Source organism: Clostridium sp. AM49-4BH (assembly GCF_003478335.1).
Lineage (GTDB): Bacteria > Bacillota > Clostridia > Lachnospirales > Lachnospiraceae > Butyribacter.
The window spans coordinates 1-23,687 of sequence record NZ_QUFB01000001.1 but is presented as its reverse complement, the minus strand read 5'-3'; the positions used below and the strand labels follow the sequence as shown (position 1 = coordinate 23,687).

Here is a 23,687-nt window from a genome sequence, read left to right as displayed (position 1 = left end):
ATTATATACTATTGTCAATTTTCTGACATTCCATATATTTTAATTTCAACACGACGGTTCTTAGATCGCCCTGTCTTTGTTTTATTACTTGCGATCGGATGAACATCACCCCATCCGGACGCTTCCAAATTATTGGGATTCAATCCCCGCTTTTGGAAATATTCCAGTACTTTTGTTGCCCTTGCCGTGGAAAGCCATAAATTGCTGGAATAATTTGCATTGTGAATCGGTACATTGTCTGTATGACCTTCAATCTTGATCGTATTTTTCGGATACATTTTAAGTACATCTCCGATACGGTTCAAAATCTTTTTGGCATCTTTTTGAATCTCTGCACTTCCCGATTCAAACAACACACTGCCATTCAGAGATAACATAACATAATTATATCCGTCATCTATCGTGACATCCAAATCATCATCCAATTGCTTCTTTTCTGTCTGCCCTACAACATCACCGTACAGCTCATCCATTCTTTTTTTCTTTTCCTGTGCCTGTTTCGCCTCCAGCTTTGCCATTGGATCATCTGCATTCTCAGTTTCCTGAGCCTGTTTACCCATATCTGAATAATATTCATCCAAATTATTCAACTGTGTTGCACCGCTGGAAATAAGCTGACCCTGACCAATTGCTTTTTCTCCACCGCTAAATATACTAACGCTATTTGAAAGAGAAGCGACCAGTTCAGCGTACTTCGCTTCATCGATCGAAGACATGGAATACAAGAGAATAAAGAAGCAGAGCAACAAATTCATCAGATCAGAGAACGTATCTTTCCATCCGTCTGTCTTAATTTCTGTCTCTTCTTTGTTCTTTGCCATTTACGCCTCACCACCTTCTGCGGCTCCATCCTGCTCATTGATCTGTTCACGAACAGATGGTGCCAGGAAGGACTTCAGTTTCTCCTCGATCACGCGAGGATTCTCTCCTGCCTGGATTGATAAAAGCCCCTCTACCATAACTTCCTTCATTTTAATTTCCAACTCATTATTCATTTTAAGTTTGAAGGAAATAGGTACACATAACCAGTTAGCAAGTAACGAACCATACAAAGTCGTAAGCAGGGCAACCGCCATATTCGGACCTATCGTAGACATATCATCCATGTTGTACAGCATGTTTACCAGACCAACCAGTGTTCCAATCATACCCCAAGCAGGACCCATTCCCGCCCAGTTTGCCCAGAAATTGATCTTTTCATTATGTCTTGCGTCGATCGCTCCCAGCTCAGTCTCCATAATACTGCGGACAAGCTCAGGATCGGTACCATCAACGATCAGCATGATTCCTTTCTTTAAGAAATCATCCTCTATGTTATTCGCCGCTTCCTCCAAAGCAAGCAAGCCTTCTTTTCTTGCAACATTGGAAAGGTTGATAATATTGCGTATCACCTCTGCCTCATGTGCCTGCTGAACTTTCATTGCCAGTCGAATCGATTTGATATCCTCAATAAACTTTCCAAAACTCTTAGATTGGATGATCATACAAGAAACAGAACCACCAAGCGTAATGAAAATGGATGTCAAATCATAAAAGTGTCGGAAACCTGCCATTTTCTCCGGACCGGTAACAATTCCCAAAAATACCATGACCCCACAGGTAATCAATCCGACTAAAGTTGCTATATCCACTTAAGCCACCACCTTATTTCATTTTGTTGTACTTTCTATGTCATTCCATAAAAGTGCATTCTCTCTTAAATGATTTTACTAAATTTTTTATCGTCTGTCTACTCTCTTTTACAATTATTTTCCGACCGGTAGTCAATGTGATCACTGTATCCGGCGTATCTTCCACTGTCTCGATCAAATCAGAATTGATTGTAATGTTCATACCATTCATTTTTGTTACGTCAATCATACCTTCACCTTTCTTCCCACAATGTAAAAATGGCAACAGATATTCGCAATAGGTGGTCTACATTTATGCAACCATTTATCCATATTGCAAAATACCTGTTACCACGGAGTATTCATCATGCTGATCCTGTATGTTTCATACTGTTAACGTTTCAAATTTACCAGTTCTTCCAGCATTGTATCTGAAGTTGTAATAATACGGGAATTAGCTTGGAAACCACGCTGTGTCGTGATCATCTGCGTAAACTCTGTAGACAGATCAACATTAGACATTTCCAACGCACCAACCGTAAATTTACCACCGTCACTGGTAATATCCATACCAACTCCATCAAACAATCCCGAGTTCATAGATGCTGCAAACAAACTGTCTCCCACTGCTTCCAACCCCGAGGATTTGAGAATGTTGTTACCGCAATCTGTCCAAGTACTCTCTTTTCACCATTGGTATAAGTTCCAATGATCTTGCCGGACTGATTAATAGAAAGGCCACTCATCTCACCGGCAATGTTACCTGCTCCCTTGCCATTAGCATCACCTCTGGTATACGATGTGTTTCCAACGCCTCCCTTAGAATACTGTGTCAAGTAACTTACGTCAACTTCTACACCACCTAAATCATTCTGTGAATTATAATGTGTAAACGTATCATCAATACCGCTGTTAGCCGGCACCGTAACCACATTAAACAAAATAGATTTGTTGGCATAAACAGAGGTTGCCGGTCTGGTTAGACCAGCCTCTTTCGTTCCGGCAAACTCACCACTGGTTGAGTCAAACAATACCTGTGAAGCTGTTCCGGTACCGGATAAGGTATACTTTCCTGTTACCTTATCAATATCATTGTCATTTACCGTATAGGTTGCTCCACCGAGCTGTACAACAACACCTGTCGCAGAATAGGTCGTTGTTTCGACACCATTCGTCGTCGTGGTTGTCTTCTTCACAAATATGGAATCTCCCTCGGAATTGCATACATCACTCACAACCAAATCATAGGTTCCCGGTGTTCCGGAATCCTGCAGATACATCTGTACCGTATACTCCTCACCGATACGATCATAGAACGTAAAGGTCATGCGGAATCCTTCTTTTGTGTTAATTCCCTGCGTTGCCGTAGTAAGCTGTAAGTTTTTATCATTTTTGTCAATATTACCAGACAAGGTGATATTTTCTGTGGCTGTTGGTGCGGCATACATATTATCTTCAGTCATGATCGTTAAATCCTTGACACTATCACGAACGACATTACCATCACTATCAGCAAGCCACCCTTGTACCGTTGCTCCATTGGTCGTGCAATACAATGTTCCTGCATCATCAACGTTCAATGCACCGGATTTGGTAAAATACGTCTCTCCACCGGATTTTACGATCAAAAAAGAATCACCGTTGATCGCTACATCCAACGCACGGTTTGTCGTAGAGGTTCCTCCGGGTTCTGTTATATTAGTGGTAATGGCTGCCACCGTAGATCCAAGACCAATCTGCTTGGCATTTACACCAGCTGTCCCGGTTTCTGCATTCGAACCACTTGCAGCTGACATTGTCTGATAAAAAGTGTCTGAAAAATTAACAGAACTCGACTTAAATCCAACTGTATTTACGTTTGCAATGTTATTACCTATAACATCCATCTTGGTCTGGTGTGTTTTTAAACCTGCTACACCAGAATAAAGTGATCTCATCATAATTATTGTCCTCCTAAACTTATAACTTAGGAATACGTCTTGAAATTCCTCTGGCATTCAGAATTTCACTGCCTCCTTAAGGTCCGGCTGTATGTATTCCCTTTACCCGATAACTGCCCCATCAATGTTGGTAAAGATTCCCTCCGAGGAATCATCCATTGCAGTGATCACGGTATTATTTTTGACATTTACAATAAATGCCAAGTCATCTACCAACACCAAAGACTCTCCAATTCCTTTTTCTCGTGCCTCGTGGTTCCTGTTGCCAAACGCTGCATCTGTTCTCTTGAAAGATTGATATTCCGTGCGATCAATCGTTCGCCGGCATGTTTGGAAAACTTTAGATCAGGTACTGCATCCTGCTTAATCTCCGCTGCTTCGTGCAAAACCTCCTGAAAGGAAAGCTGCTCATTGGTGGAAGAAGATTTGTTATCCGATCTTTGAGACTGCAAATACCGCCCAGTCATCTGCTCGATCGATTTTGCATAACCATTATGTAAACGCTGCATCTTCACATCACCTCTTTCTTATTACCTAAGTAATCCCTCCGTGAATCACTCTGATACTGTCTTTCCCGCATCATCTTTCTATGTGTTGCTGTCAGAATTCTCTGTTTTATCAGAATTATCCGGCTTGATCCCCTTAACCTCTATCGTGACCTTGTCTGAAATAATTGTCTTGTTAGCATCATCAAAGACAAATGCAACCGTATAGATACCTGCATCCTTTTGACTGAATGCATCCTTGCTGATCGTTAATTTGCCATCCTTGTATGACAAATACTTTGAATCAACGGCCTTCGTATCCCCGGATGAAGAAACCAATGCAACTGCAAAACTAGTGGCTTCATAACCGTGTGAACCGAGTGAGATACCCTCTACCGTTACATCCTGCGGATCATGATGACGATATGTCAATGCCTGTTTTTGTACAGATGGGATATTGTTAGAAATGACATAATTATCATCCAATACTTTAACAATGCTGTCATATTTATACAATGTGCCATCAACCGAAACGTAAGCCTTGCCATTCTGAATCGACACATATTCTACAGTGCCTTGAACTTTCGTTACATCACCTGCTTCGGACTGATCCTCAATATACACTTCTTTGCCAACTAATGTAAAAGCAGAGGTATTGCTCGTCGTAGAATTTAAGTTTTGCATCTGCTCCAACTCTGAAAATTGTGCAAGCTGTGATACATATTCGGTATTATCCGTCGGTTCCAATGGATCCTGATACTTCATTTGCGTCACTAGCAATTGCAAAAACTCTTCTTTACCAAGCTCTGATCCAACTTTGCGCTCTGTTTCCTGAGAACTTTCTGAAATGTTTAGCTTACCATTTACAACATCTGCTATCGAACTCATTTTGCCTCCTTTCTATCTGTAAAGCTACTGCCTTAAGCAGTAAAATCAACACTTCCGCCATGATCTCTCATGACACTCTTTCTTACACGCTCTGCTTCTTTGTCAGAAGCTTCCTGTGCCTCCTCTTCTGAATCTTCGAATTGAAATCTTCGACTCTTTCCATCGCCCTGTTCCAGATTTTTTGAATCTGCATCATCCCCGCCTCCTTGTGCAAAGGAAAAATCAGATACCGAAATGGATACTGCTTCTACTTTGATCTCCTTTTGCTCTAGTGTATCGCGCAACTGATACATTTGGCTTTCGAGTGCTAACCGCGCTTCTTCCGTTTGCACGGTAAAGTTAGCAGTCATCATTCCTTCTTTGGCAGAAATGGTTAATAATACCTTGCCTAAACGCTCCGGATTAAGCTGCATTTCCATGGTTGATGTCGTATCTGTTACAGATACTCGTATCTGTCTTACAATCTGCTCAATAATCTGTACAGATTGATTTGGCATCGGTGCGTCCTGCACTTCACGTGCCCCCTGCAGATCAAACTGCTGTGCAAACGGTACAGCTTCTACCGACGCGTCAGTCTGCGGCTGACTTGTCTGTACAAAACTCTCGGTTGATGAAGCATTCGATTCGCCTGACATTGTTTTTGACGAATCCGATGAAGACGTCTGGCCAAGTATAGCTGGTTCTTGCGTATTAACCGCTTTCTGTAATACTTCCCCATCTGATACAGGCGCTTGCTCCGGCTTTACAGCGGTTAATTCCTGTAAAATCCCCTGTAAATCGGCATCATCTTCTGATACCGGCTCCATCTGTGCTAAGATTTCTGACACGCCCTCCGGCATCTGTGCAAATTGCTGTAGGATCATCTGATAGTCTGCTAACATCGTTTCACTGGTCAACATATCAGTGATGTCTCCGGCACCTTCTGCGGTAAGAACAAATTGCTGTAAAATCTGAGGATCTAATAATTGCAACACGGTAATACCCATCGCCGCTAATATTGCATCCATCTGATCATCATCCAGCTTCAGTACATCTTGCACAATATCCTCTACCAATTCACCGGATATATTGACATTACCGGTATCATTTAATTGTAAATTTTGCGACTGTGCTACTTTCACATTCTGACCGTCACTGACAACCGGTATCTTATATCCGGCATCGTCTCCGGCATCTTTGACGACCGTCTTTGAAGATTTATCCGCAGACTGCTTTGTCATAGACTGCTGCATCACGGCACCAAATTGATCACTTCCGCTCACAGCCTGTGTCTTGGCAGATTCGGTAAGCATTTCCACTCCTGCATTTTTTACGGAAAGAGCTGACTGAACTCCTGGTACTGTCACATTTTCACCTCCTTTTCTGGCAATATATCTCTGAAAGATCATTGCAATTATTTTATGTAAACGACAAAGTTCGTGATCACACTTCCATTGTCATATACATCATACTATGGCATACCAACATCTGTCATTATTTATCGATGGCAGATATCTTTTTTGAAATCTGTGCTGCAAATGTGCTATCCATTTCCTGAAGGATCGCAGCAGCCTTTTTCTCCGGCATATTTTCAATTATATCACACACCAGATCCAGATCTTCCTTCATTTCCTGCAGCGTTTGCGCCGCTGAAGCCGCCTCCATATTCGAATAATAAGTTGCCAACTCTTTTGCCTTCTCTGTAGAACGCTCAGACTTTACAACCTGTCGATATATTTTCTCTGCATTGTCCGGTGAAATTTCTTCGTAATACTTGCGGTATTCCGAAGCATCCGGCGCATTGTCTGTAAATACTACCTTTTCATCAAATTCCGCCACCCGCTTATTGAATGCGTCTACATCGTCTTTATACTTCTGCAGCTGTTTGACCTTCGCCTCCAGATTTTTGATATAATCCGAATTTGCACTGGTCGTTCCGGATTCGGAAGCAAGTTGTCCCTCCAACTCTTCAATACGGGCATTTGCCGACTTTAATGTTGTATATTTATAGTTGCCTTCCTCTGCCTGCTGTTCCTCTGAAACACTCGGCAATATTTTATTAACAAGCGGAACGTCCTTCAGTACCGGATACAGCACATTACTGCCGATACCTCCCACATCCAGCTTTATCAAAAAAGCAAAAACCACAAGCCAGATTATGATAATGATCAATGCGATCAGCGCAGTCACCAGTTTACTTCCTGCACTTTCCGGCTGATCAATCCCCTTAATCTTTTTATCGTCTTTTTTTGCCATTTTCTTAATCCTCACTTTCTATCTTGCTGCCATGTCGAAAACTTACCAGTTCATCTACTTCTTTCTGTTCTGCAGCATTCAGCTCCAGCTTAAACTCTTCAAAAGCGCGTTCTTTTAACTTTTCATATGTTTTACGCTCTTTCATGGCATCATCCAGTTTTTTTCTCGCTTTGGCAACTTTCTCTTCCTGCTGTTTTATGATGTGCTGCTGCTCACGAATACAGATCTTCATATCCTCCACAGCTTGCTCATACTGCTTGATCCTCGGCATGTCCAATGTATCATGCAAACATTCCGTCAACTGCTGTTCATAATACAGTTTCTTTTGTTCCAGCAAAATCTTTTTTTGCTCTTCTTCCCGTAATTTGGAAATTTCTAAACCGTACTCAGCTTTTGCCTGACTTTCCAGCTTTTCTTTAACAGCCAAAATATTTTGCATTTTGAACACAAACTTTGCCATTTAGACTATTCCTCCTCGAAAATGTCACATAACATTTTTACTTCATCCTCAAAAGTGAATTTTTCATTGACTCCCTGCATCAAATAGTCATTCACCGCATCTATCTTTTCCAGGGCATAATCAATATTTTTATTGGATCCCGGCTTATACGCACCGATATTGACCAGATCTTCTGCCTCTCGATATGTCGCCAATACGTTGTTTAACCGGCCACTCGCCTTTTTGTGTTCATCCGTCACAATACTGCTCATAACACGAGAAATGCTCTGTAATATGTCAATCGCCGGATAATGATTCGAATGTGCGATCTTTCGATCCAGTACGATATGTCCATCCAAAATGCTTCGTGCGGTGTCTGCAATCGGTTCATTAAAATCATCACCATCGACCAATACCGTATACAGACCAGTAATAGAACCTTTATCCGAACGCCCGGCTCTCTCGAGAAGCTGGGGCATTTCCGAATAAACACTTGGCGGGTAACCGCGGGAAACCGGCGGCTCGCCGGAAGCAAGGCCAATCTCTCTTTGTGCCATTGAAAAACGAGTTAAGGAATCCATCATCAAGAGTACATCTTTGCCCTGATCTCGAAAATACTCTGCGATCGCCGTAGCTGTCATCGCCGCTTTCTTACGGATCAGTGCCGGCTTATCGGAAGTTGCGACGACCATCACAGATCGTTTCATTCCTTCCGGGCCAAGATCACGTTCAATAAACTCTCTCACCTCTCTGCCACGCTCTCCGATCAGTGCGATCACGTTAATATCCGCTTTTGTATTGCGGGCAAACATACCGAGCAGCGTACTCTTACCAACGCCACTACCAGCAAAGATGCCGATTCTCTGTCCTTTACCTACCGTGATCAGACCATCTACCGCTTTCACTCCAAGCGGCAGCACTTCATCGATCAGCTGTCTTGTCAATGGATCCGGCGGTTGTGCTTCAACTGAATAAGGCACCCCACCTTGAATCTCATGATGATCCATCGGGCTGCCCAGTCCATCTAACACACATCCCAAAATATCATCACTGACCATTACCTGAAGCGGTGCATCCGTATTTTCTACGCGACTGCCAACGCCAACACCCTCTGTAGAATCATACGGCATCAACAATACACGATCATCACGAAATCCTACCACTTCTGCATTGATCACCTGATTCGTATCTTTGGTGATAATGTGACATAAATCATTCAATTTTGCGCTCGGTCCTATCGATTCCACCGTAAGGCCGACTACTTTCGCCACTTTGCCCAGACGCTTTTCATAGGACTGTTCCAACAATATATTATATTTCGATAAATCCATGAAATCCATCCGGTCTCACTCCTTTTCCTCTATCTCTGCGGCAAACTAACTTTTCTGTATGCGATGCTCTTATAACGCCAAAGTATGCAGCTTTTCCTGCAGATTCTGTAACTGTACATCCAAGCTGCAGTCAATCATTTTATCCTCTGTCTCAATAATACATTGATTGGCAGACAAGCTGGCATCTTCTAAAATATCAAATTCCGTCTGCTCCGGGAGCTGTTCCTTTAACTCCGCTTTATGTCCTGACACAACTGCCATATCTTCTCCTGAAACCCGAAGAACAACCTGTTTAGGCCGATCCAACGTGCCTTCTGCATTTTGGATCAGATGTAAAATTACCTCTTTATTTTCTGCACACACCTGTCCGGTTAATTTCTCGACAAGTTTTGCTGTCAGATCCGCAAAAAATGGTTCCATCTGCTGTCTCTGCTGTCTGATCTGATCTAACTCCTGCTCCACCGACTGATGCAGTTCCTCTTCTATCTGCTGTAACTGTTCCTCCGCAGCCGCAAGTCCTTCCTGCTTACCGGCATCAAATCCCTCAGAATGTGCCATAGTTTTAATCTGTTCAGCTTGTTGTGTCGCATGTTGTACGAGTTCCTCTGCTTCTGCCTCCGCCTTTGCAAGAATGTCATTCTTTTCCTGCATTACCTGTTCGTTCACTTCATCAGATAGTTTTTGGCGTTCTTCCTCGCGTACATCATCCATGTGGATGACCGGTATCCCATCTTGAAACGATTGTGCCTGTCCCGATGCTAACTCCTCAGCCGTAAGCGGTTGAAATGTATAGGAATCCTGTTTTGATTCCTCCGCTGTATACATCTGTGGGATCAGCTCTTCCATTCGTTGTTCCGAATCAATGATATGCTTCTGCTTTGCATCCACATTAAAGTAGACCGATTTTATTACATTAGACAACGATCTCGTCACCTCCACCTCTGGAAATGATAATCTCTGCAGAGTCTTCCAATTTGCGAATAATATTGACGATCTTCTGTTGTGCTTCCTCAACATCTTTCATACGCACAGGTCCCATAAACTCCATGTCTTCTTTGATCATGCTGGCAAGACGTTTGGAAAGATTGCTGAAGATAAGGTTCTGTACTTCCTCATTAGAACCTTTGAGGGCGATCGCTAATTCGTTATTATCCACTTCACGAAGTACACGCTGCACAGAGCGGTCGTCCAAGGACAAAATATCCTCGAACACAAACATCTTCTTGCGGATCTCGTCGGCAAGCTCCGGATCCTCGATCTCCATGCTCTCCATAATATGTTTTTCGGTTCCACGATCAACCGTATTCAAAATCTCTACGATAGCATCGACACCACCAACCACGGTGTAATCCTGGTTGACCAAAGAAGATAACTTTTGTTCTAATACTTTCTCGACCTCTTTGATCACATCCGGTGATGTACGGTCCATCTGCGCAATACGTTTTGCTACATCCGTCTGCTTATCCGGCGGCAATGCAGAAATAATTGCAGATGCCTGTCCGGAAGACAGATAGGATAAAATGAGTGCAATTGTCTGTGGATGCTCATCCTGAATAAAGTTAAGTAATTGGCTGGCATCTGTCTTTCGAACAAATTCAAACGGTCGAACTTGCAGAGATGCAGTCAATTTTCCGATCACATCTTTGGCACGTTCTGCTCCCAATGCTTTCTCAAGCAGATCTTTCGCATAGGCAACACCGCCCTCTGCAATATACTGCTGTGCCAGACACACATCATAGAACTCATCCAACACCTGATCTTTCATTGCCGGTGAGACACTTCTGGTATTGGATATTTCCAGTGTCAATTGTTCAATTTCATCTTCCTTAAGGTGCTTAAAAACATTTGCAGACTTGTCCGGTCCCAATGCGATCAACAGGACTGCCGCCTTTTGTACACCACTAAGTTCTTCTGATCTTGCCATGTTTCACCCTCTTTTCTCGAAAACTGTCTAATTCATGTTCTTCTGCCGCTTAGCTCCAATCATCATTCAGCCAATTACGCAGCAGCTGTGCCACCGCTTCCGGATTCTCATCCACAAATTTCTCAATCATCTTTCTCGTTTCTGATTTATCACTAAATTCTATATCCTCTAAGGACTGGTTCTCTTTGGTTGTGGCAAGCAATTGCTCCACCGAAAGTTCCGGCTCTTCATCTGCCACCTTAACCGGTGCTGTTCCGCGAAGTACAACGAATATCAAAAGTGCAATGATAAGTACCGCTAAGATGATCATTAAATAATCTTTCAAAGAGCGGGATGTGTCTGTCTTTGCTACAAATTTTGGTACTTCATATGCTAACACCGTTATCTTACCGGTATCTACACCTGTCGCATTCGCTACTAATTGGATCTGTTCCGTAGTCAGCTGGATCTCCGTACGTTTATTATTGGCTGCAATATACTCTTCAAAGGTCATATTATCCAAACTGCCATCTTTCTCCAGATCTGCCTCATTATATACTTTGTAACGCAGTGCTACGATAGCCAGACTGGATTGATCCTTCTGTACCGTCGGTATTTCTTTCTTAATGTTTTTGATCGTTTCATCTGTCAGAAGTCCCTCATATTTTTCAATCTTAACAGAATTAGACGAATTGTTTCCTTTATTGATCACGGTATCCGTATCGTCATCATTGGAACCGGTTCCCGGTTCGCCCGATACACCGTTGCTTCCCTCCTGTACATAATTATACAGTTTTGTCGGATAACCATAATCTCGACCATCTGCAACCTTATATTCCTTCGAAAGTTCTTCTGCTTTCGTCATATCAAAAGCGATACCCTGCGTACCAACCTGCACATCATCGTAATCTAATTTCACCAAAAGATCAGTCACGTTGGACGCCATCGTATTACGTAATTTTTCGCAATATTCATCAACACCGCCATTTATGGCTGTTCCAAGGCCACCGGACGTCGAACCATTATACCAGCATGTTCCATCGGTATCGTTGATAATAACATTCTCAACATCCGTTCCAACGGCATTTGCAAGCCAGTATGCAAGCGCCTGTGCTGTCGCCTGATCAAGCTTATCTTCATTTTCTTTATTTACGGTAATGCGCGCTGTAATAGATGTTTTACCTTCCTCATCCAAAATGCTGTATGTACTCTCCGGAACATCGATAAACACATCCGCATCATCAATAAAAGAATACTTTACCATACTCTTTTGAATATCAGATTGCAACGCCAAAATACGCTTTTGGTCCTTTTCACTCTCTGTTGTCGACATGGAATTGTTAAATGCACTGTCCCATGTATATCCGGTATCTACTAAATTGTTATCGCTCATTGTATACAACGCATCCGTCATATCATCATCATGGACATATAAGGTCAATCCATCTTTTGAAGATTTGTGCGAAACATTTGCATCATCCAATGCCTTTGCCATTGCATTCGCATCATTTAGATTATTAAATTCATTAAATTTTACCCAAGTCGGTCGGGATACAAAATACGTTGTAAGTCCGATCGCGAGAAGAACAACACAGATCACACTTATAATGATCGTCTTCTGCACTCCGGTATATTTATTCCAAAATTCCACAAATTTCGTGGGGATTTGTTTAATTCTTTCCTGCATAACAAGACTCTCCTACTCCCTTATGTATCGGGTTTTATTAGAACTGCATATTCATAATTTCTTTATACGCATCAACAACTGCATCTCTCACTGCAACCGTATATTGCAATGATACATTCGCTTTCTGTTGTGCGATCTGCAGATCATGTATGCTATCGGATTCTCCTAATGCATATTTAATTTCCTCTTCCTCCGCAGCATTGCTGTATGCATTGGTTTCTTCGATAAGATTCAGTGCAGACTGAAACACACTGTCAAACGCAGTTCCCTGTTGCTCCGACTCCACTAACATCGAGTCAGACTTGTCAGTCAATTTGGAAGCAACCTGCGGCGTCTGAAACGCTGTCATCAGATCAACACCTGATAATGCCGTTAGATCCATATTATTTCATACCTTTCCTTTGTTATTTTCTCTTAATTACTGCCCAATCTCCAATGCCTTTAATTCCATATTTTTGGAAGCATTGAACGCAGTGACATTTGCTTCATAAGAACGACTGGCATCAATCATATCTGTCATTTCTGTCACTGTATTTACGTTCGGATAATAAACATATCCGTCTTCATCGGCATCCGGATGCGTCGGATCATACACCATCTTAAGTGGCTCCTCCGTATCCTCAAAAATCTCAGAGATCTTAACTCCCTTACCCATCATTCCGGTTGCACCGGCGAGCGTGTCGCTAAATGTCGGGTAGCTCTTCTCCTCGAAAATAACAGATTTGCGACGGTACACGTTACCATCAGCATCTCTGGTACTGTTCACATTAGCAATATTTTGCGAGATCACATCTAAACGAGTGCGCTGTGCGGTCATACCGGTTGCGCTGATGTTCATCGCTGAAAAAACATTTCCCATAGTTCTCTCCATTTCTGTATAACTGTTTTACTCTCATGCTTACAGCCTGCACTCAGAAACACAAATTATTTCTGCATAACCATCTTAAGACGCGAAAACTCCTGACTGACCGAATCTAACATTGTATAATATTTGATCTGGTTCTTAGCCAATTCCGCACTTTCCGTATCAATGTCGACATTATTACCGTCCAAACGATAATCAACATTGCCATAGTCTGTATAGGTGGTCCCAGTCAGCGTATCCAGGTCAACATTTGCAATATCCTCATCCAAAGAAGACCCAAGTGTTACCGCGCTGCTTAAGTATTCCTCAAACTTTAGATCTTTACGCTTGTAATTAGGGGTATCCACATTTGCTATGTTGTTGGAAATCAACGAATTTCTAGTCCAACTTGCATCACATGTCTTTTCCAACACATTGATGTAGTTGTATGCTCCCGATGATATCATAGCTCCAACTCCTTTCTATCCACTGCTCTATATCTGCAATATGCCGGGACATCATCTCCAACCCTGTAAATCAAGGTGGTAAGGTTGTCCGCGTTATTTAAACATAGAAATACACATAATTAATTATAATATAAACCGCATAAATTACAAGTGAAAATTAAAAAAAAGGAGCAGACATAACTATCCTTACAGTTCCATCTGCTCTTTCTGTGTCCTCCTTGACGCTGTTTATTCTTCTGTTTTCTTCGGCATACTCTTTGAAAATCCACATTGTTTATCCATACAGGCAAGCTTATTACCTTTTTCGACCATCGGGCCGCCACATTCCGGACAATGTTCCGTAGACGGTTTCTGCCATGACATAAACTCGCATTCAGGATATGAGAGACATCCATAATAACGTCTTCCCTTTTTGTTCTTGCGGATCACAATCTCCCCGCCACATTTTGGACATGGAATACCTGTCTTTTCCAAATATGGTTTCGTATTGCGGCACTCTGGAAATCCAGGGCATGCTAAGAATTTACCATGCGGACCATATTTAACCACCATATTTCGTCCGCATTCCTCACAAATGACGTCGGTTACCTCATCTTCAATCTTAACTTCTTCCAGTTCTTTCTGTGCCTTTTCCACCGCTTCATGAAGATCCGGGTAGAAGTTACGTACGACCGTTTTCCATGCAACCGACCCATCTTCGACACGATCTAACAGACCTTCCATATATGCTGTAAAATTCACATCAACAATACTCGCAAAAGATTTTTTCATAATGGAATTTACAACTTCTCCAAGTTCTGTGATATATAAATTTTTCTGTTCTTTCGCAACATAATGCCGATTAATGATCGTTGAGATCGTCGGAGCATACGTACTTGGTCTTCCTATACCAAGTTCCTCCAGGGTCTTTACCAGAGACGCCTCTGTAAAATGTGCAGGTGGCTGTGTAAAGTGTTGACTCTTTTCAAAGTTTCCAGCCTTAAGTTTTGTGCCTTTCTCCAAATTGCGGGATAAAGACTTCTTTTCTATCTTATCTTCTTCCGTCTGATAAATAGTCAGATAACCGGAAAATACTACTTTAGATACGGCAGTCGTAAAACGATACTTATCCGTATCAATCTTGATCGAAGTCGTTTCAAAACTGGCCCCTGCCATCTGGCTTGCCAAAAAACGCTTCCAGATCAACTGATACAAACGAAAATGATCTCTTGACAATGCCTCCTTGACCATAGTTGGCGACAGATCTACATAAGTAGGTCGAATTGCCTCATGTGCGTCCTGAATTTTTTTATTATCTTTTCGGGCAGCTGCAGTCTGCGCCACATAATCTTTACCGTAATTTTCTTCTATATATTCTTTGGCACTCGCCTTAGCTTCATCTGAAATACGTGTCGAATCTGTACGAAGATACGTGATCAAACCGATCGTCCCGCGCCCCTTGATTGCAAAACCTTCATAAAGTCCCTGCGCCAGGCGCATTGTCTTCTGCGTTGAAAAGTTCAACGTCTTTGCCGCCTCCTGCTGCAAAGTACTTGTGGTAAATGGCAATGGACTTTTCTTTCTTCTTGTAGAAGTCTTCATATCAGATACCGTAAATTCCGACTGATTCAATTCAGCGATAATATCATCAAGCTGCTGTTCTGTTTCGATCGGCATTTTTTCTTTTGTCGTTCCATAAAAATCTGCGACAAACGGCTTTTTGTCCTTTTCTGCGCGAAACTCTCCCGACAGAGTCCAGTACTCCTTGGAAATAAAATTGTTGATCTCTGTTTCACGGTCAGCAATGATACGCAATGCAACCGACTGAACACGTCCGGCACTAAGACCTCTCTTAACCTTTGCCCAAAGAACCGGGCTGATCTGATAACCCACCATTCGATCTAACACGCGTCTTGCCTGCTGTGCATCCACAAGGTTCATATCAATGTCTCTTGCCTCTTTGATCGACTTTTTCACTGCATTTTTGGTAATCTCATTAAAGGTAATACGACTGGTATTTTTATCATCTAATTTTAGTGCCTTGGACAAATGCCACGAAATTGCCTCTCCCTCTCGGTCCGGGTCAGTTGCGAGATATATCTTATCAGCCTTTTTCACAGCTTTGCGCAATTTTGCCAACAAATCTCCCTTTCCGCGGATTGTAATATACTTGGGTTCAAAATCATTCTCTATATCAATACCAAGTGTACTTTTGGGTAAATCACGAACATGTCCATTAGATGCTACGACTTCATAGGTACTTCCTAAAAACTTCTTAATCGTTGTTGCCTTAGAAGGAGACTCGACGATCACCAGATTTTTAGCCATGTTACTACCTGCCTTTCCCTTCTTTCTTACCATACTTTGAAAATACGACTGATCTCTTAAATTTTTAAAGCATAATAATGTTGGCCCACCATATTAACCAACTTCTTCTGTTCTAAGGACGCTAATACTTCCATCGTTTGCGGTACACTAAGTCCTGTCTGTGCAACAATTTCCGATATATGTATCCCATCAAAACCTAAAATAGCATACACTATTTTTTCAGCAGTTTCAAGCATTACCTCATTTTTTTTCTTCTGAGCACTGTAATTTATGTCCCAGAAAGCACCCAGACCATCTAAAATATCTTGAATATCTGTCACAACAGCAGCACCAGATTTAAGAAGTTGATTACCGCCCGCATAACTTGGATCTAAAATATTTCCCGGCACAATAAATACTTCTTTGCCCTGTTCCAATGCACACTCTGCCGTGATCAATGAGCCACTCCCTTCTCTGGCTGCGATCACAAGTACGCCATCTGATAAACCGCTGATGATTCGATTTCGTCTGGCAAAGTTACTCCGAAATCCTCTGCTGCCGGGTGCATACTCCGAAATTACCGCTCCCCGTCTCTGCATCAGCATATATTGTTCGATATGTTCTCGCGGATAACAGATATCAACACCTGTTCCAAGCACACCATATGTCTTTCCTCCCGGAATGTCTAAAGCACCCTTTTGTGCACTGATGTCAATACCCCGCGCCAATCCGCTTACGACCGCAATGCCATTTTCTGCCAATTGTCTGCCAAATCCGGCTGCAATCTCTCTACTTTCATAACCGGTATTGCGTCCACCAACAATAGCGATCGCCGGTCTATCGGTATCCGGCAGCATTCCGCGGTAAAACAACGCATACGGCGGATCCGGAATATAACGTAGTTTCTTCGGAAACGCCTCGCTTTCCTGTGAACAAAACCGAATCCCCCGCTGTTCCATTCTTTGCATTTTATGTTTGATTTCTTTGACCGTCTCCGGCTTACCAAGCAGCGTTTTATCCTGCTCCGAAAAAACAGGTGATTCTTTTAGCTTTGTTTTGTCACCATAATAGATTTGCTCTGCATTTCCATAAATTTGTTGCAATTCATGTCTTTTCTTAGCACCAATCCCTCGTAATGTATACAGCCAATAGGCAAATAATTCCTGCTCCACAGCCTACTCCTTTCTTTAGACATTGACATCTGTGTTGTCTTGCGGAAAACTTCGGTAACAAACTGCTTCACTTAGATGATGACGTTTAATCTCTTGACTGTGATCTAGATCTGCAATACTTCTTGCTACCTTTAATATTTTGTGATACCCTCTTGCAGTCAGTGACTTTTGATCAAAAATCCCCCGTAAATATGCCTCAGCGTCTGCCGAAAGAACGCAATAACGTTTTACCCCCTGCGCCGTCAGTTCTCCATTGTACCGAAAGCTTTCTCCTTCGTACCGTTTTGTTTGAATTTTTTGTGCCTCCATAACACGCTCCCGAATCTGTGCGGAAGATTCCTCCTCTCCACGATTCTCCAATTCATCATAATTTAGCGAAACCGTCTCCGTACATATGTCGATGCGATCTAAGATCGGACGACTGATTCTGCCAAAATATTTACGGATCTGTGCTGTGGTGCAGTTACACTTGCGCCGGTCAGGATAGAATCCACATAGGCACGGGTTAGCTGCAGCCACAAGCTGGCATTTGGCCGGATATCGGTATGATCCTTCCAACCTTGATATCGTGACAAACCCTTCCTCTAATGGCTGTCTAAGCACCTCCACAGACTGTCGTTGAAATTCCGGTAATTCGTCTAAGAACAGAACACCACCGCTGCTCAGGCTGCACTCACCCGGCTTCGGATATCGTCCACCCCCGACAAGTGCTGTCTGTGGAATCGTATGGTGTGGTGAACGAAAGGGACGTTCCATTACAAGCGGGTGTTTTTCATCCAGCAAACCGCTCACACTATAAATTTTGGAAATTTCCATCTGTTCCTCAAAAGACAATGGTGGCATAATTCCCGGTATCCTTCTTGCAATCATCGTCTTGCCGGAGCCGGGAGGCCCCACCATCAATATATTATGTCTACCTGCCACAGCCACTTCTACTGCTCGTTTTACGGCTGCCTGACCACAAATATCCCGAAAATCCGGCAAATCCTCTCTCAAATTGCCTATAAATTCCACACGTTCTGTGTCTACATGGATATCCGGAGCATTTTGCAAAAAATCAATGACTTCTGAAAGCAAATGCACTCCAACAACCCGGATTCCCTCCACGATCTGAGCTTCTTTCATATTATCAGCTGGTACAATGCAATAATTGCAGCCATGCTCTAACGCCGTATACACCATAGGAAGAACTCCATTGATCGGCTGGATTGTTCCATCCAGACTCAGTTCGCCCAAAAGCATACCGCCCTCCAGATATTCCTGCGGAAAGTAACCTAACGCACCTAAAATCGCTGCTGCGATCGCAAGATCATACCCTGTTCCCGCTTTACGAAAATCCGCCGGTGACAGATTAATTGTTATTTTCTTGGGAGGAATACGAAAACCACTATTTCTGATTGCAATAGATACTCGTTCCTTCGCTTCTTTTACCTCGGAAGCCAAGAATCCGACCATAGAAAAACAAGGCAGTCCATCAGACACATCTGCCTCTACTTGAATCATACAGCCGTCAATCCCCTGAATGGCGGCACAAAAAGTTTCACAGAACATAACGTCCTTTCACTTTATCTTATAGAACTTTCTCTCTTTCATTTGATATTTTAATACACATGTTGTGTTCTGTCAACTTAAAATATTATTATCTCAAACTCTTCGCACATTAAAATGTGCCTATGCACTTTGAAAATTCAATAATAACTAGCATAAAAACAGCATGAAATCAATGGTTTTGGTATAATTGAGTTGCCAAAAAACAATTACAAACCGGAGGCTCATGCTGTGAATAAAGTATAACACAAGAGACTCAAAATGATAAGCAGATTTCTAAATCTATCAAACGGTTTTTTATAAGTCATCCAGAATCATATAATCCTGTACCTCAAACACATCTGCTATTTTTTCGCAACGTGAACATAAAAATGAACACCATGTGTTTCTTTTCCTTTTCTCACATAATTAATTTCTTTATTCATTGACAGAATCTCAAAATCCTGAAGTAATTCAAACAAGTCATTTTCATCCACATAGCAATGCGGGATACCGGCTTCATGTCCCTCCGTTGCTATCATCGTATATCCATCCACCGTTTTTTCTTTAACATAATGTGGATTATCCTTTGTATTAAATGAAATAAATGCCTCTCCTTTATCCTTCAAAACTCGATTTATCTCCCTCAATGCCTTAACAACTCCATCATAACTGGTATGATAGATTGTATGAAAACATATGACGCAATCAAAACTTTGATTTTCATATGATAACTCCGTCATATCCTCCACTCTCGCATCTATATTATCGAGACCTTTTTCTTTTATCTGCTCTTTCACATATGTGATGCTACTTTCCGATAAGTCTATTGCACTCGCCTTAAAACCATTTTTTGCAAAGAAAAAGGCGTGCCTTCCCTTCCCTGTTCCAATATCCAATACTGAGTGATACTTTCTAACCCAGCTTAGTGCCACAGGTAAAAACTCTTCTGAAATTTCATTCCATGATTCAGACTTCACTGCATCCCAATCCCAGCCCTTATGCTGTATTTCCACGATAATCATCTCCTTCTCGTATTATATAGTAGTAGTGTTTATAGCCCCTCTCCAAGGTCTGTTTGTGCTATACTAATTGGAGATACTGTGGATTGGTTCACACCTCCTACCACTTGATGGTTATAGGAAGGCTTCAGCCACAGTCTCTTTGTATATTTGTTAATCAGTTAGATACCACAATTCAAGGTGCATAGCTAAAATTTATGTGCGAAGTTTGAGTTATTTGTCTAAAATCTTTTTTAATTCTTCCATAAATGTATCGACATCTTTGAATTCACGGTAGATCGATGCAAAACGTACGTATGCAACTGCATCCAGCTCTTCCAAATATCGCATAACGAGTTCTCCGATATAACTACTTGGTATCTCTCGTTCTTCCTTGCTAAATACCTTTGCCTCAACCTGATCCACAAGGTGGTTCATCTGAGGAACCGAAATCGGCCGTTTGTGGCAGGAACGGAATACACCTTTTTCAATTTTGGTGCGATCATAAGGTTCCCTAGTCTGATCTTTTTTGATCACTACCAACGGAATTGCCTCCACTTTCTCATAAGTAGTGAAACGTTTTTGACATTTATCGCATTGTCTTCTGCGGCGAATCGACATATTTTCATCAGCCGGTCTTGAATCAATCACTCTGGTATCATCTTCTCCACAAAATGGACATTTCATTTCTTACCTCTTTCCGCATACCACCGGTTAATCCGTTGTCGTGATATGCAATTGTTCTCTTCTGTTATTATAGAGAACACATCTTAAAAACGCAAGGCAAAACCCCTTTTTGTTACAAGGAATCGTCAATCCCATTTACATTTTTTGAGGCATTTTTCCGTATCCACTTGAACCAGCACTACATCCGATCCAATGCGGCAAACACACTGATAGGGGACAATGTATTCATGGTCTCGACCTAAGATTCCTAACACCTTGCAAGGTCCCGGAATAATGAGTGTGCAGATCTGCCCTGTTTTTTCATCAAAATCTATGTCACACACATTTCCTAAGCGTTCTCCATCACATACATTGATCACTTCTTTGTCACGAAGCTCACATAAACGCACCACTTTCCCCTTTCCACACGGACGATTTCTTATCTCTAATATATGATCTTTTATGCAAGATAATTCTTCATTTCCCGAAGGGCCTTCTTTTCCAGGCGGCTCACTTGTGCCTGCGAGATCTGAATCTCTTCTGCTACTTCCATTTGCGTTTTTCCTTCAAAATAACGCATATTAATGATCTGATGTTCTCTGTCAGCCAAACGGTCTATCGCTGCTTTTAAAGATATCTCCTCGACCCATTTTTCTTCTTTGTTCTTTTTATCACTGATTTGATCCAAAATGTATAGGGTGTCTCCGCTCTCTGCATATACCGGTTCGTACAATGAAACCGGACTTTGGATCGCATCCAGCGCAAATACAATGTCCTCTGCCGGAATTTCCAATATCTTTGCCAGCTCCTCAATTGTTGGTTCACGGTCCGACTGCTTCATTAGCATTTCCTTCGTGTAAATTGCTTTATAGGCAGTGTCACGGATCGACCGACTGACACGGATGCTGTTATTATCTCGCAAATACCGTCTCAATTCACCGATGATCATAGGAACAGCATACGTAGAAAATTTGACATTCATTGTAACATCAAAATGATCCACTGCTTTCATCAATCCGATGCAGCCAATCTGAAACAGATCATCAATATTCTCCCCGGAATTATAAAAACGCTGTATAATGCTAAGTACCAAACGCAGATTTCCTTTAATAAAAGTTTCTCTTGCAGCTCGGTCACCCTTACCAATCTTATCAAATAGTTCCTTTTTTTCTTCTTCGCTCAGTAAGGGCAGCTTTGCAGTATTTACTCCGCAAATCTCTACTTTATACATTCCCATAACCCTTCCTCCACGGCTTATTCTGTTATAAAGTAGGATTTACAAATTTATATTTTTTATACTTGCTGCATGCGTAGGATTTCCTTTTTCAGCCGCTTCATTATCTTCTTTTCTAACCTAGAAATATAGGACTGGGAAATTCCCATCATATCTGCCACTTCTTTTTGTGTAAATTCCTTTCCATCCTTTCTGTCAATGCCAAAACGAAGCTCTATGATCGAACGTTCCCGTTCACTCAATAAACCTAACGCCTGTCTAAGCAGCCGTCGATCCACCTCATCTTCCAGACCCTTAGAAATGACGTCTTCGTCCGTTCCTAAAATATCAGATAAAAGCAACTCATTACCATCCCAGTCGACATTCAACGGCTCATCGATCGACACTTCATACTTCACCTTGTTATTACGCCGCAAAAACATTAATATCTCATTCTCAATACAACGGGAAGCATATGTTGCTAATTTAATATTTTTGAGTGGATTAAAGGTATTGATCGCTTTAATAAGGCCGATCGTCCCGATAGAAATCAAATCCTCTACTCCTATCCCTGTATTCTCAAACTTTTTTGCAATATACACAACAAGTCTGAGATTATGTTCGATCAGACTGCTTCTTGCCTCTTTGTCATGACTGCTCCCTAGTTTTGCTAATATTTCTTTTTCCTCTTCTGCCGAAAATGGCGCCGGTAATATTTCCGCTCCTCCTATGTAATGAATATCCGTACCGTTTTTACTTCGAAAGATTCCTCCAAATTCCGAAGCGATACGAAGTTGAAATCGATTCGCCACTGATATCTTAAGCATAACAATCCCCTTTCTGTGTTCAATGTTCCTATTATGTCAAAATACGACACTTTAATCTTGTTAATAGATCATTTGTATTTCCTGTTCTCCGCCCAGTTCATCACTGATCGCAACCGGCAAATGTACAATCGGTGTACGACCGGCAAACGTTACACTGTCAATACGGTATACCGGCAAAATGCCACTACCGCCGATCGAATGGTACGGGATATACACCGGATTCTGTGTGCGGTCTAACGACAATCCCGAAGCAAAATCAGCCGACAACACCGCTACTTTCTCACCGGTATACGGCGATACCAAGCCATTTCCCGTATCAAACAGTACACGAAGCACATATTCCCTGCCTTCATGACATAGCACCGCCTGAACGGTTGTCTGACACCGCTTATACGCTCCTTGCAGTTCTCGCGCCAGCACGCAAAAAGCAATGCCGATCCCTAACAGTCCAAGCAAGATAAACCAAATAGAATATCTTGGACTACTGCCCACTAATGCTCCAATAGCATGCAGCGCATTTAACAAACCACCCGTCACAAAAGCAACGATCAACAGTACTAACAGATCGGTTCTACGTTCTCTCCGGTCAAGTTCACGAAAGCCAAACCAGACCATTCCATATACTGTCAACAGACTGAGCAAAAATATCTGCCGATGTATCAAAAAAGATACTGCATAGATTGCCGTTGATAACACCGCCGCCAGGCAGGCACTCACTGCAATTCGTGATATGGAACTGCGCTTTCCTCGAAGAAGTCCTGTAATCCCCATTAGAAACAGGTTCAAAATCAGGTTCAGGATGAAGTAAACATCAAGATAAACTCTCATGTCTGTTTCCTTCCTCTCTTTCCGAAACCAAGTATACCGAATCCGGCCTGCGAAATATGTCAAAGCATGACAGATGCAGAAAAGATCTTTGACGGTTTTCGACAATAAAGGCAAAACCAGCGTTTTGCCTTGCAAGAATTGCTTATGCAATTCTTGTTGGCTTCCCACCACATAACAGCTTTTTACATGCAATGAAATAAGGCAAAACCAGCGTTTTGTAATGTTCACACCACATAACAGCCTTTTACATACAATGGAATAAGGCAAAACCAGCGTTTTGTAATGTTCACACCACATAACAGCCTTTTACATACAATGGAATAAGGCAAAACCGGCGA

27 protein-coding genes are annotated in these 23,687 nt (G+C 42.1%); all 27 read right to left on the bottom strand.

Going from position 1 to position 23,687, the window contains the following annotated elements:
• Positions 1 to 14: 14 nt before the first annotated feature.
• Positions 15 to 821: a flagellar motor protein MotB gene (locus DW981_RS00130; RefSeq protein WP_118506345.1), complete on the bottom strand. Its 807-nt coding sequence runs from the start codon at positions 819 to 821 to the stop codon at positions 15 to 17.
• Positions 822 to 1,631 (bottom strand): motility protein A, encoded by an 810-nt coding sequence (locus DW981_RS00125; protein ID WP_022026241.1) that lies wholly within the window; start codon positions 1,629 to 1,631, stop codon positions 822 to 824.
• 40 nt (positions 1,632 to 1,671) lie between these two features.
• A complete protein-coding gene (locus DW981_RS00120) occupies positions 1,672 to 1,860 on the bottom strand; it encodes a flagellar FlbD family protein (protein ID WP_022026242.1) in 189 nt (62 codons plus the stop codon).
• Positions 1,861 to 2,003: 143 nt separating this feature from the next.
• Positions 2,004 to 2,237 (bottom strand): flagellar basal body rod C-terminal domain-containing protein, encoded by a 234-nt coding sequence (locus DW981_RS15460; RefSeq protein ID WP_147352570.1) that lies wholly within the window; start codon positions 2,235 to 2,237, stop codon positions 2,004 to 2,006.
• The gene (locus tag DW981_RS00110; protein WP_243034618.1) at positions 2,207 to 3,550 is read right to left on the bottom strand and encodes a flagellar hook-basal body complex protein; all 1,344 of its coding nucleotides are present in this window, start codon (positions 3,548 to 3,550) and stop codon (positions 2,207 to 2,209) included. The genes DW981_RS15460 and DW981_RS00110 overlap by 31 nt, the downstream gene beginning before the upstream one ends.
• Before the next feature lie 102 nt (positions 3,551 to 3,652).
• Positions 3,653 to 3,769, bottom strand: coding sequence for a hypothetical protein (locus DW981_RS15985; RefSeq protein WP_347474466.1), 117 nt, complete (start codon positions 3,767 to 3,769; stop codon positions 3,653 to 3,655).
• Positions 3,760 to 4,059, bottom strand: coding sequence for a hypothetical protein (locus DW981_RS00105; protein ID WP_347474465.1), 300 nt, complete (start codon positions 4,057 to 4,059; stop codon positions 3,760 to 3,762). The genes DW981_RS15985 and DW981_RS00105 overlap by 10 nt, the downstream gene beginning before the upstream one ends.
• A 78-nt stretch (positions 4,060 to 4,137) precedes the next feature.
• The gene (locus tag DW981_RS00100) at positions 4,138 to 4,923 is read right to left on the bottom strand and encodes a flagellar hook capping FlgD N-terminal domain-containing protein (protein WP_118506342.1); all 786 of its coding nucleotides are present in this window, start codon (positions 4,921 to 4,923) and stop codon (positions 4,138 to 4,140) included.
• A 32-nt stretch (positions 4,924 to 4,955) separates the two neighbouring features.
• Positions 4,956 to 6,269: a flagellar hook-length control protein FliK gene (locus tag DW981_RS00095; RefSeq protein ID WP_182434051.1), complete on the bottom strand. Its 1,314-nt coding sequence runs from the start codon at positions 6,267 to 6,269 to the stop codon at positions 4,956 to 4,958.
• A gap of 127 nt (positions 6,270 to 6,396) precedes the next feature.
• Complete coding sequence (locus DW981_RS00090) at positions 6,397 to 7,158, bottom strand: hypothetical protein (protein WP_022026248.1); 762 nt, start codon at positions 7,156 to 7,158, stop codon at positions 6,397 to 6,399.
• A gap of 4 nt (positions 7,159 to 7,162) precedes the next feature.
• Positions 7,163 to 7,618 carry a flagellar export protein FliJ gene (gene fliJ / locus DW981_RS00085; protein WP_022026249.1) on the bottom strand — a complete coding sequence of 152 codons (456 nt, stop codon included), beginning with the start codon at positions 7,616 to 7,618 and terminating at the stop codon, positions 7,163 to 7,165.
• A gap of 5 nt (positions 7,619 to 7,623) precedes the next feature.
• The gene (fliI, locus tag DW981_RS00080) at positions 7,624 to 8,937 is read right to left on the bottom strand and encodes a flagellar protein export ATPase FliI (protein ID WP_118506340.1); all 1,314 of its coding nucleotides are present in this window, start codon (positions 8,935 to 8,937) and stop codon (positions 7,624 to 7,626) included.
• 60 nt (positions 8,938 to 8,997) lie between these two features.
• Complete coding sequence (locus tag DW981_RS00075) at positions 8,998 to 9,849, bottom strand: FliH/SctL family protein (protein WP_182434050.1); 852 nt, start codon at positions 9,847 to 9,849, stop codon at positions 8,998 to 9,000.
• Entirely contained in the window at positions 9,842 to 10,852 is a 1,011-nt protein-coding gene (fliG, locus tag DW981_RS00070; RefSeq protein ID WP_022025437.1) for a flagellar motor switch protein FliG, read from the bottom strand. Before fliG ends, DW981_RS00075 begins: the two co-directional genes overlap by 8 nt.
• A 49-nt stretch (positions 10,853 to 10,901) precedes the next feature.
• A complete protein-coding gene (locus DW981_RS00065; protein ID WP_118506338.1) occupies positions 10,902 to 12,518 on the bottom strand; it encodes a hypothetical protein in 1,617 nt (538 codons plus the stop codon).
• Between the two features lie 37 nt (positions 12,519 to 12,555).
• Positions 12,556 to 12,900, bottom strand: coding sequence for a flagellar hook-basal body complex protein FliE (fliE, locus tag DW981_RS00060; RefSeq protein WP_118506337.1), 345 nt, complete (start codon positions 12,898 to 12,900; stop codon positions 12,556 to 12,558).
• A 36-nt stretch (positions 12,901 to 12,936) separates the two neighbouring features.
• A complete protein-coding gene (gene flgC, locus DW981_RS00055; protein WP_022025440.1) occupies positions 12,937 to 13,377 on the bottom strand; it encodes a flagellar basal body rod protein FlgC in 441 nt (146 codons plus the stop codon).
• 65 nt (positions 13,378 to 13,442) lie between these two features.
• Positions 13,443 to 13,829, bottom strand: coding sequence for a flagellar basal body rod protein FlgB (gene flgB, locus DW981_RS00050; protein ID WP_022025441.1), 387 nt, complete (start codon positions 13,827 to 13,829; stop codon positions 13,443 to 13,445).
• A 228-nt stretch (positions 13,830 to 14,057) separates the two neighbouring features.
• Positions 14,058 to 16,136, bottom strand: coding sequence for a type I DNA topoisomerase (gene topA, locus DW981_RS00045; protein ID WP_022025442.1), 2,079 nt, complete (start codon positions 16,134 to 16,136; stop codon positions 14,058 to 14,060).
• Positions 16,137 to 16,192: 56 nt separating this feature from the next.
• Entirely contained in the window at positions 16,193 to 17,287 is a 1,095-nt protein-coding gene (dprA, locus tag DW981_RS00040) for a DNA-processing protein DprA (protein ID WP_118506336.1), read from the bottom strand.
• A 15-nt stretch (positions 17,288 to 17,302) separates the two neighbouring features.
• Complete coding sequence (locus DW981_RS00035) at positions 17,303 to 18,838, bottom strand: YifB family Mg chelatase-like AAA ATPase (protein WP_022025444.1); 1,536 nt, start codon at positions 18,836 to 18,838, stop codon at positions 17,303 to 17,305.
• 341 nt (positions 18,839 to 19,179) lie between these two features.
• Entirely contained in the window at positions 19,180 to 19,830 is a 651-nt protein-coding gene (locus DW981_RS00030) for a class I SAM-dependent methyltransferase (RefSeq protein ID WP_182434049.1), read from the bottom strand.
• A 219-nt stretch (positions 19,831 to 20,049) separates the two neighbouring features.
• Positions 20,050 to 20,502 (bottom strand): transcriptional regulator NrdR, encoded by a 453-nt coding sequence (gene nrdR / locus DW981_RS00025; RefSeq protein WP_022025446.1) that lies wholly within the window; start codon positions 20,500 to 20,502, stop codon positions 20,050 to 20,052.
• Positions 20,503 to 20,627: 125 nt separating this feature from the next.
• Positions 20,628 to 20,894, bottom strand: a complete 267-nt coding sequence (locus DW981_RS00020; RefSeq protein WP_347474464.1) for a YlmC/YmxH family sporulation protein — start codon at positions 20,892 to 20,894, stop codon at positions 20,628 to 20,630.
• A 47-nt stretch (positions 20,895 to 20,941) separates the two neighbouring features.
• Positions 20,942 to 21,718: an RNA polymerase sporulation sigma factor SigG gene (sigG, locus tag DW981_RS00015; protein ID WP_022025448.1), complete on the bottom strand. Its 777-nt coding sequence runs from the start codon at positions 21,716 to 21,718 to the stop codon at positions 20,942 to 20,944.
• Between the two features lie 56 nt (positions 21,719 to 21,774).
• Positions 21,775 to 22,521 carry an RNA polymerase sporulation sigma factor SigE gene (gene sigE / locus DW981_RS00010; RefSeq protein WP_022025449.1) on the bottom strand — a complete coding sequence of 249 codons (747 nt, stop codon included), beginning with the start codon at positions 22,519 to 22,521 and terminating at the stop codon, positions 21,775 to 21,777.
• A 60-nt stretch (positions 22,522 to 22,581) separates the two neighbouring features.
• Complete coding sequence (locus tag DW981_RS00005; protein ID WP_118690143.1) at positions 22,582 to 23,349, bottom strand: sigma-E processing peptidase SpoIIGA; 768 nt, start codon at positions 23,347 to 23,349, stop codon at positions 22,582 to 22,584.
• Between the last annotated feature and the right edge of the window lie 338 nt (positions 23,350 to 23,687).

Bases quoted from the DNA above. Each gene is read 5' to 3' on its own strand.
- DW981_RS00130 (WP_118506345.1), bottom strand. From the start codon at position 821: ATGGCAAAGAACAAAGAAGAGACAGAAATTAAGACAGACGGATGGAAA.
- DW981_RS00120 (WP_022026242.1), bottom strand. From the start codon at position 1,860: ATGATTGACGTAACAAAAATGAATGGTATGAACATTACAATCAATTCT.
- DW981_RS00110 (WP_243034618.1), bottom strand. From the start codon at position 3,550: ATGATGAGATCACTTTATTCTGGTGTAGCAGGTTTAAAAACACACCAG.
- DW981_RS00105 (WP_347474465.1), bottom strand. From the start codon at position 4,059: ATGCAGCGTTTACATAATGGTTATGCAAAATCGATCGAGCAGATGACT.
- DW981_RS00100 (WP_118506342.1), bottom strand. From the start codon at position 4,923: ATGAGTTCGATAGCAGATGTTGTAAATGGTAAGCTAAACATTTCAGAA.
- DW981_RS00090 (WP_022026248.1), bottom strand. From the start codon at position 7,158: ATGGCAAAAAAAGACGATAAAAAGATTAAGGGGATTGATCAGCCGGAA.
- fliJ (WP_022026249.1), bottom strand. From the start codon at position 7,618: ATGGCAAAGTTTGTGTTCAAAATGCAAAATATTTTGGCTGTTAAAGAA.
- fliI (WP_118506340.1), bottom strand. From the start codon at position 8,937: ATGGATTTCATGGATTTATCGAAATATAATATATTGTTGGAACAGTCC.
- fliG (WP_022025437.1), bottom strand. From the start codon at position 10,852: ATGGCAAGATCAGAAGAACTTAGTGGTGTACAAAAGGCGGCAGTCCTG.
- DW981_RS00065 (WP_118506338.1), bottom strand. From the start codon at position 12,518: ATGCAGGAAAGAATTAAACAAATCCCCACGAAATTTGTGGAATTTTGG.
- fliE (WP_118506337.1), bottom strand. From the start codon at position 12,900: ATGGATCTAACGGCATTATCAGGTGTTGATCTGATGACAGCGTTTCAG.
- flgC (WP_022025440.1), bottom strand. From the start codon at position 13,377: ATGGGAAATGTTTTTTCAGCGATGAACATCAGCGCAACCGGTATGACC.
- flgB (WP_022025441.1), bottom strand. From the start codon at position 13,829: ATGATATCATCGGGAGCATACAACTACATCAATGTGTTGGAAAAGACA.
- topA (WP_022025442.1), bottom strand. From the start codon at position 16,136: ATGGCTAAAAATCTGGTGATCGTCGAGTCTCCTTCTAAGGCAACAACG.
- DW981_RS00035 (WP_022025444.1), bottom strand. From the start codon at position 18,838: ATGTTCTGTGAAACTTTTTGTGCCGCCATTCAGGGGATTGACGGCTGT.
- nrdR (WP_022025446.1), bottom strand. From the start codon at position 20,502: ATGAAATGTCCATTTTGTGGAGAAGATGATACCAGAGTGATTGATTCA.
- sigG (WP_022025448.1), bottom strand. From the start codon at position 21,718: ATGGGAATGTATAAAGTAGAGATTTGCGGAGTAAATACTGCAAAGCTG.
- sigE (WP_022025449.1), bottom strand. From the start codon at position 22,521: ATGCTTAAGATATCAGTGGCGAATCGATTTCAACTTCGTATCGCTTCG.
- DW981_RS00005 (WP_118690143.1), bottom strand. From the start codon at position 23,349: ATGAGAGTTTATCTTGATGTTTACTTCATCCTGAACCTGATTTTGAAC.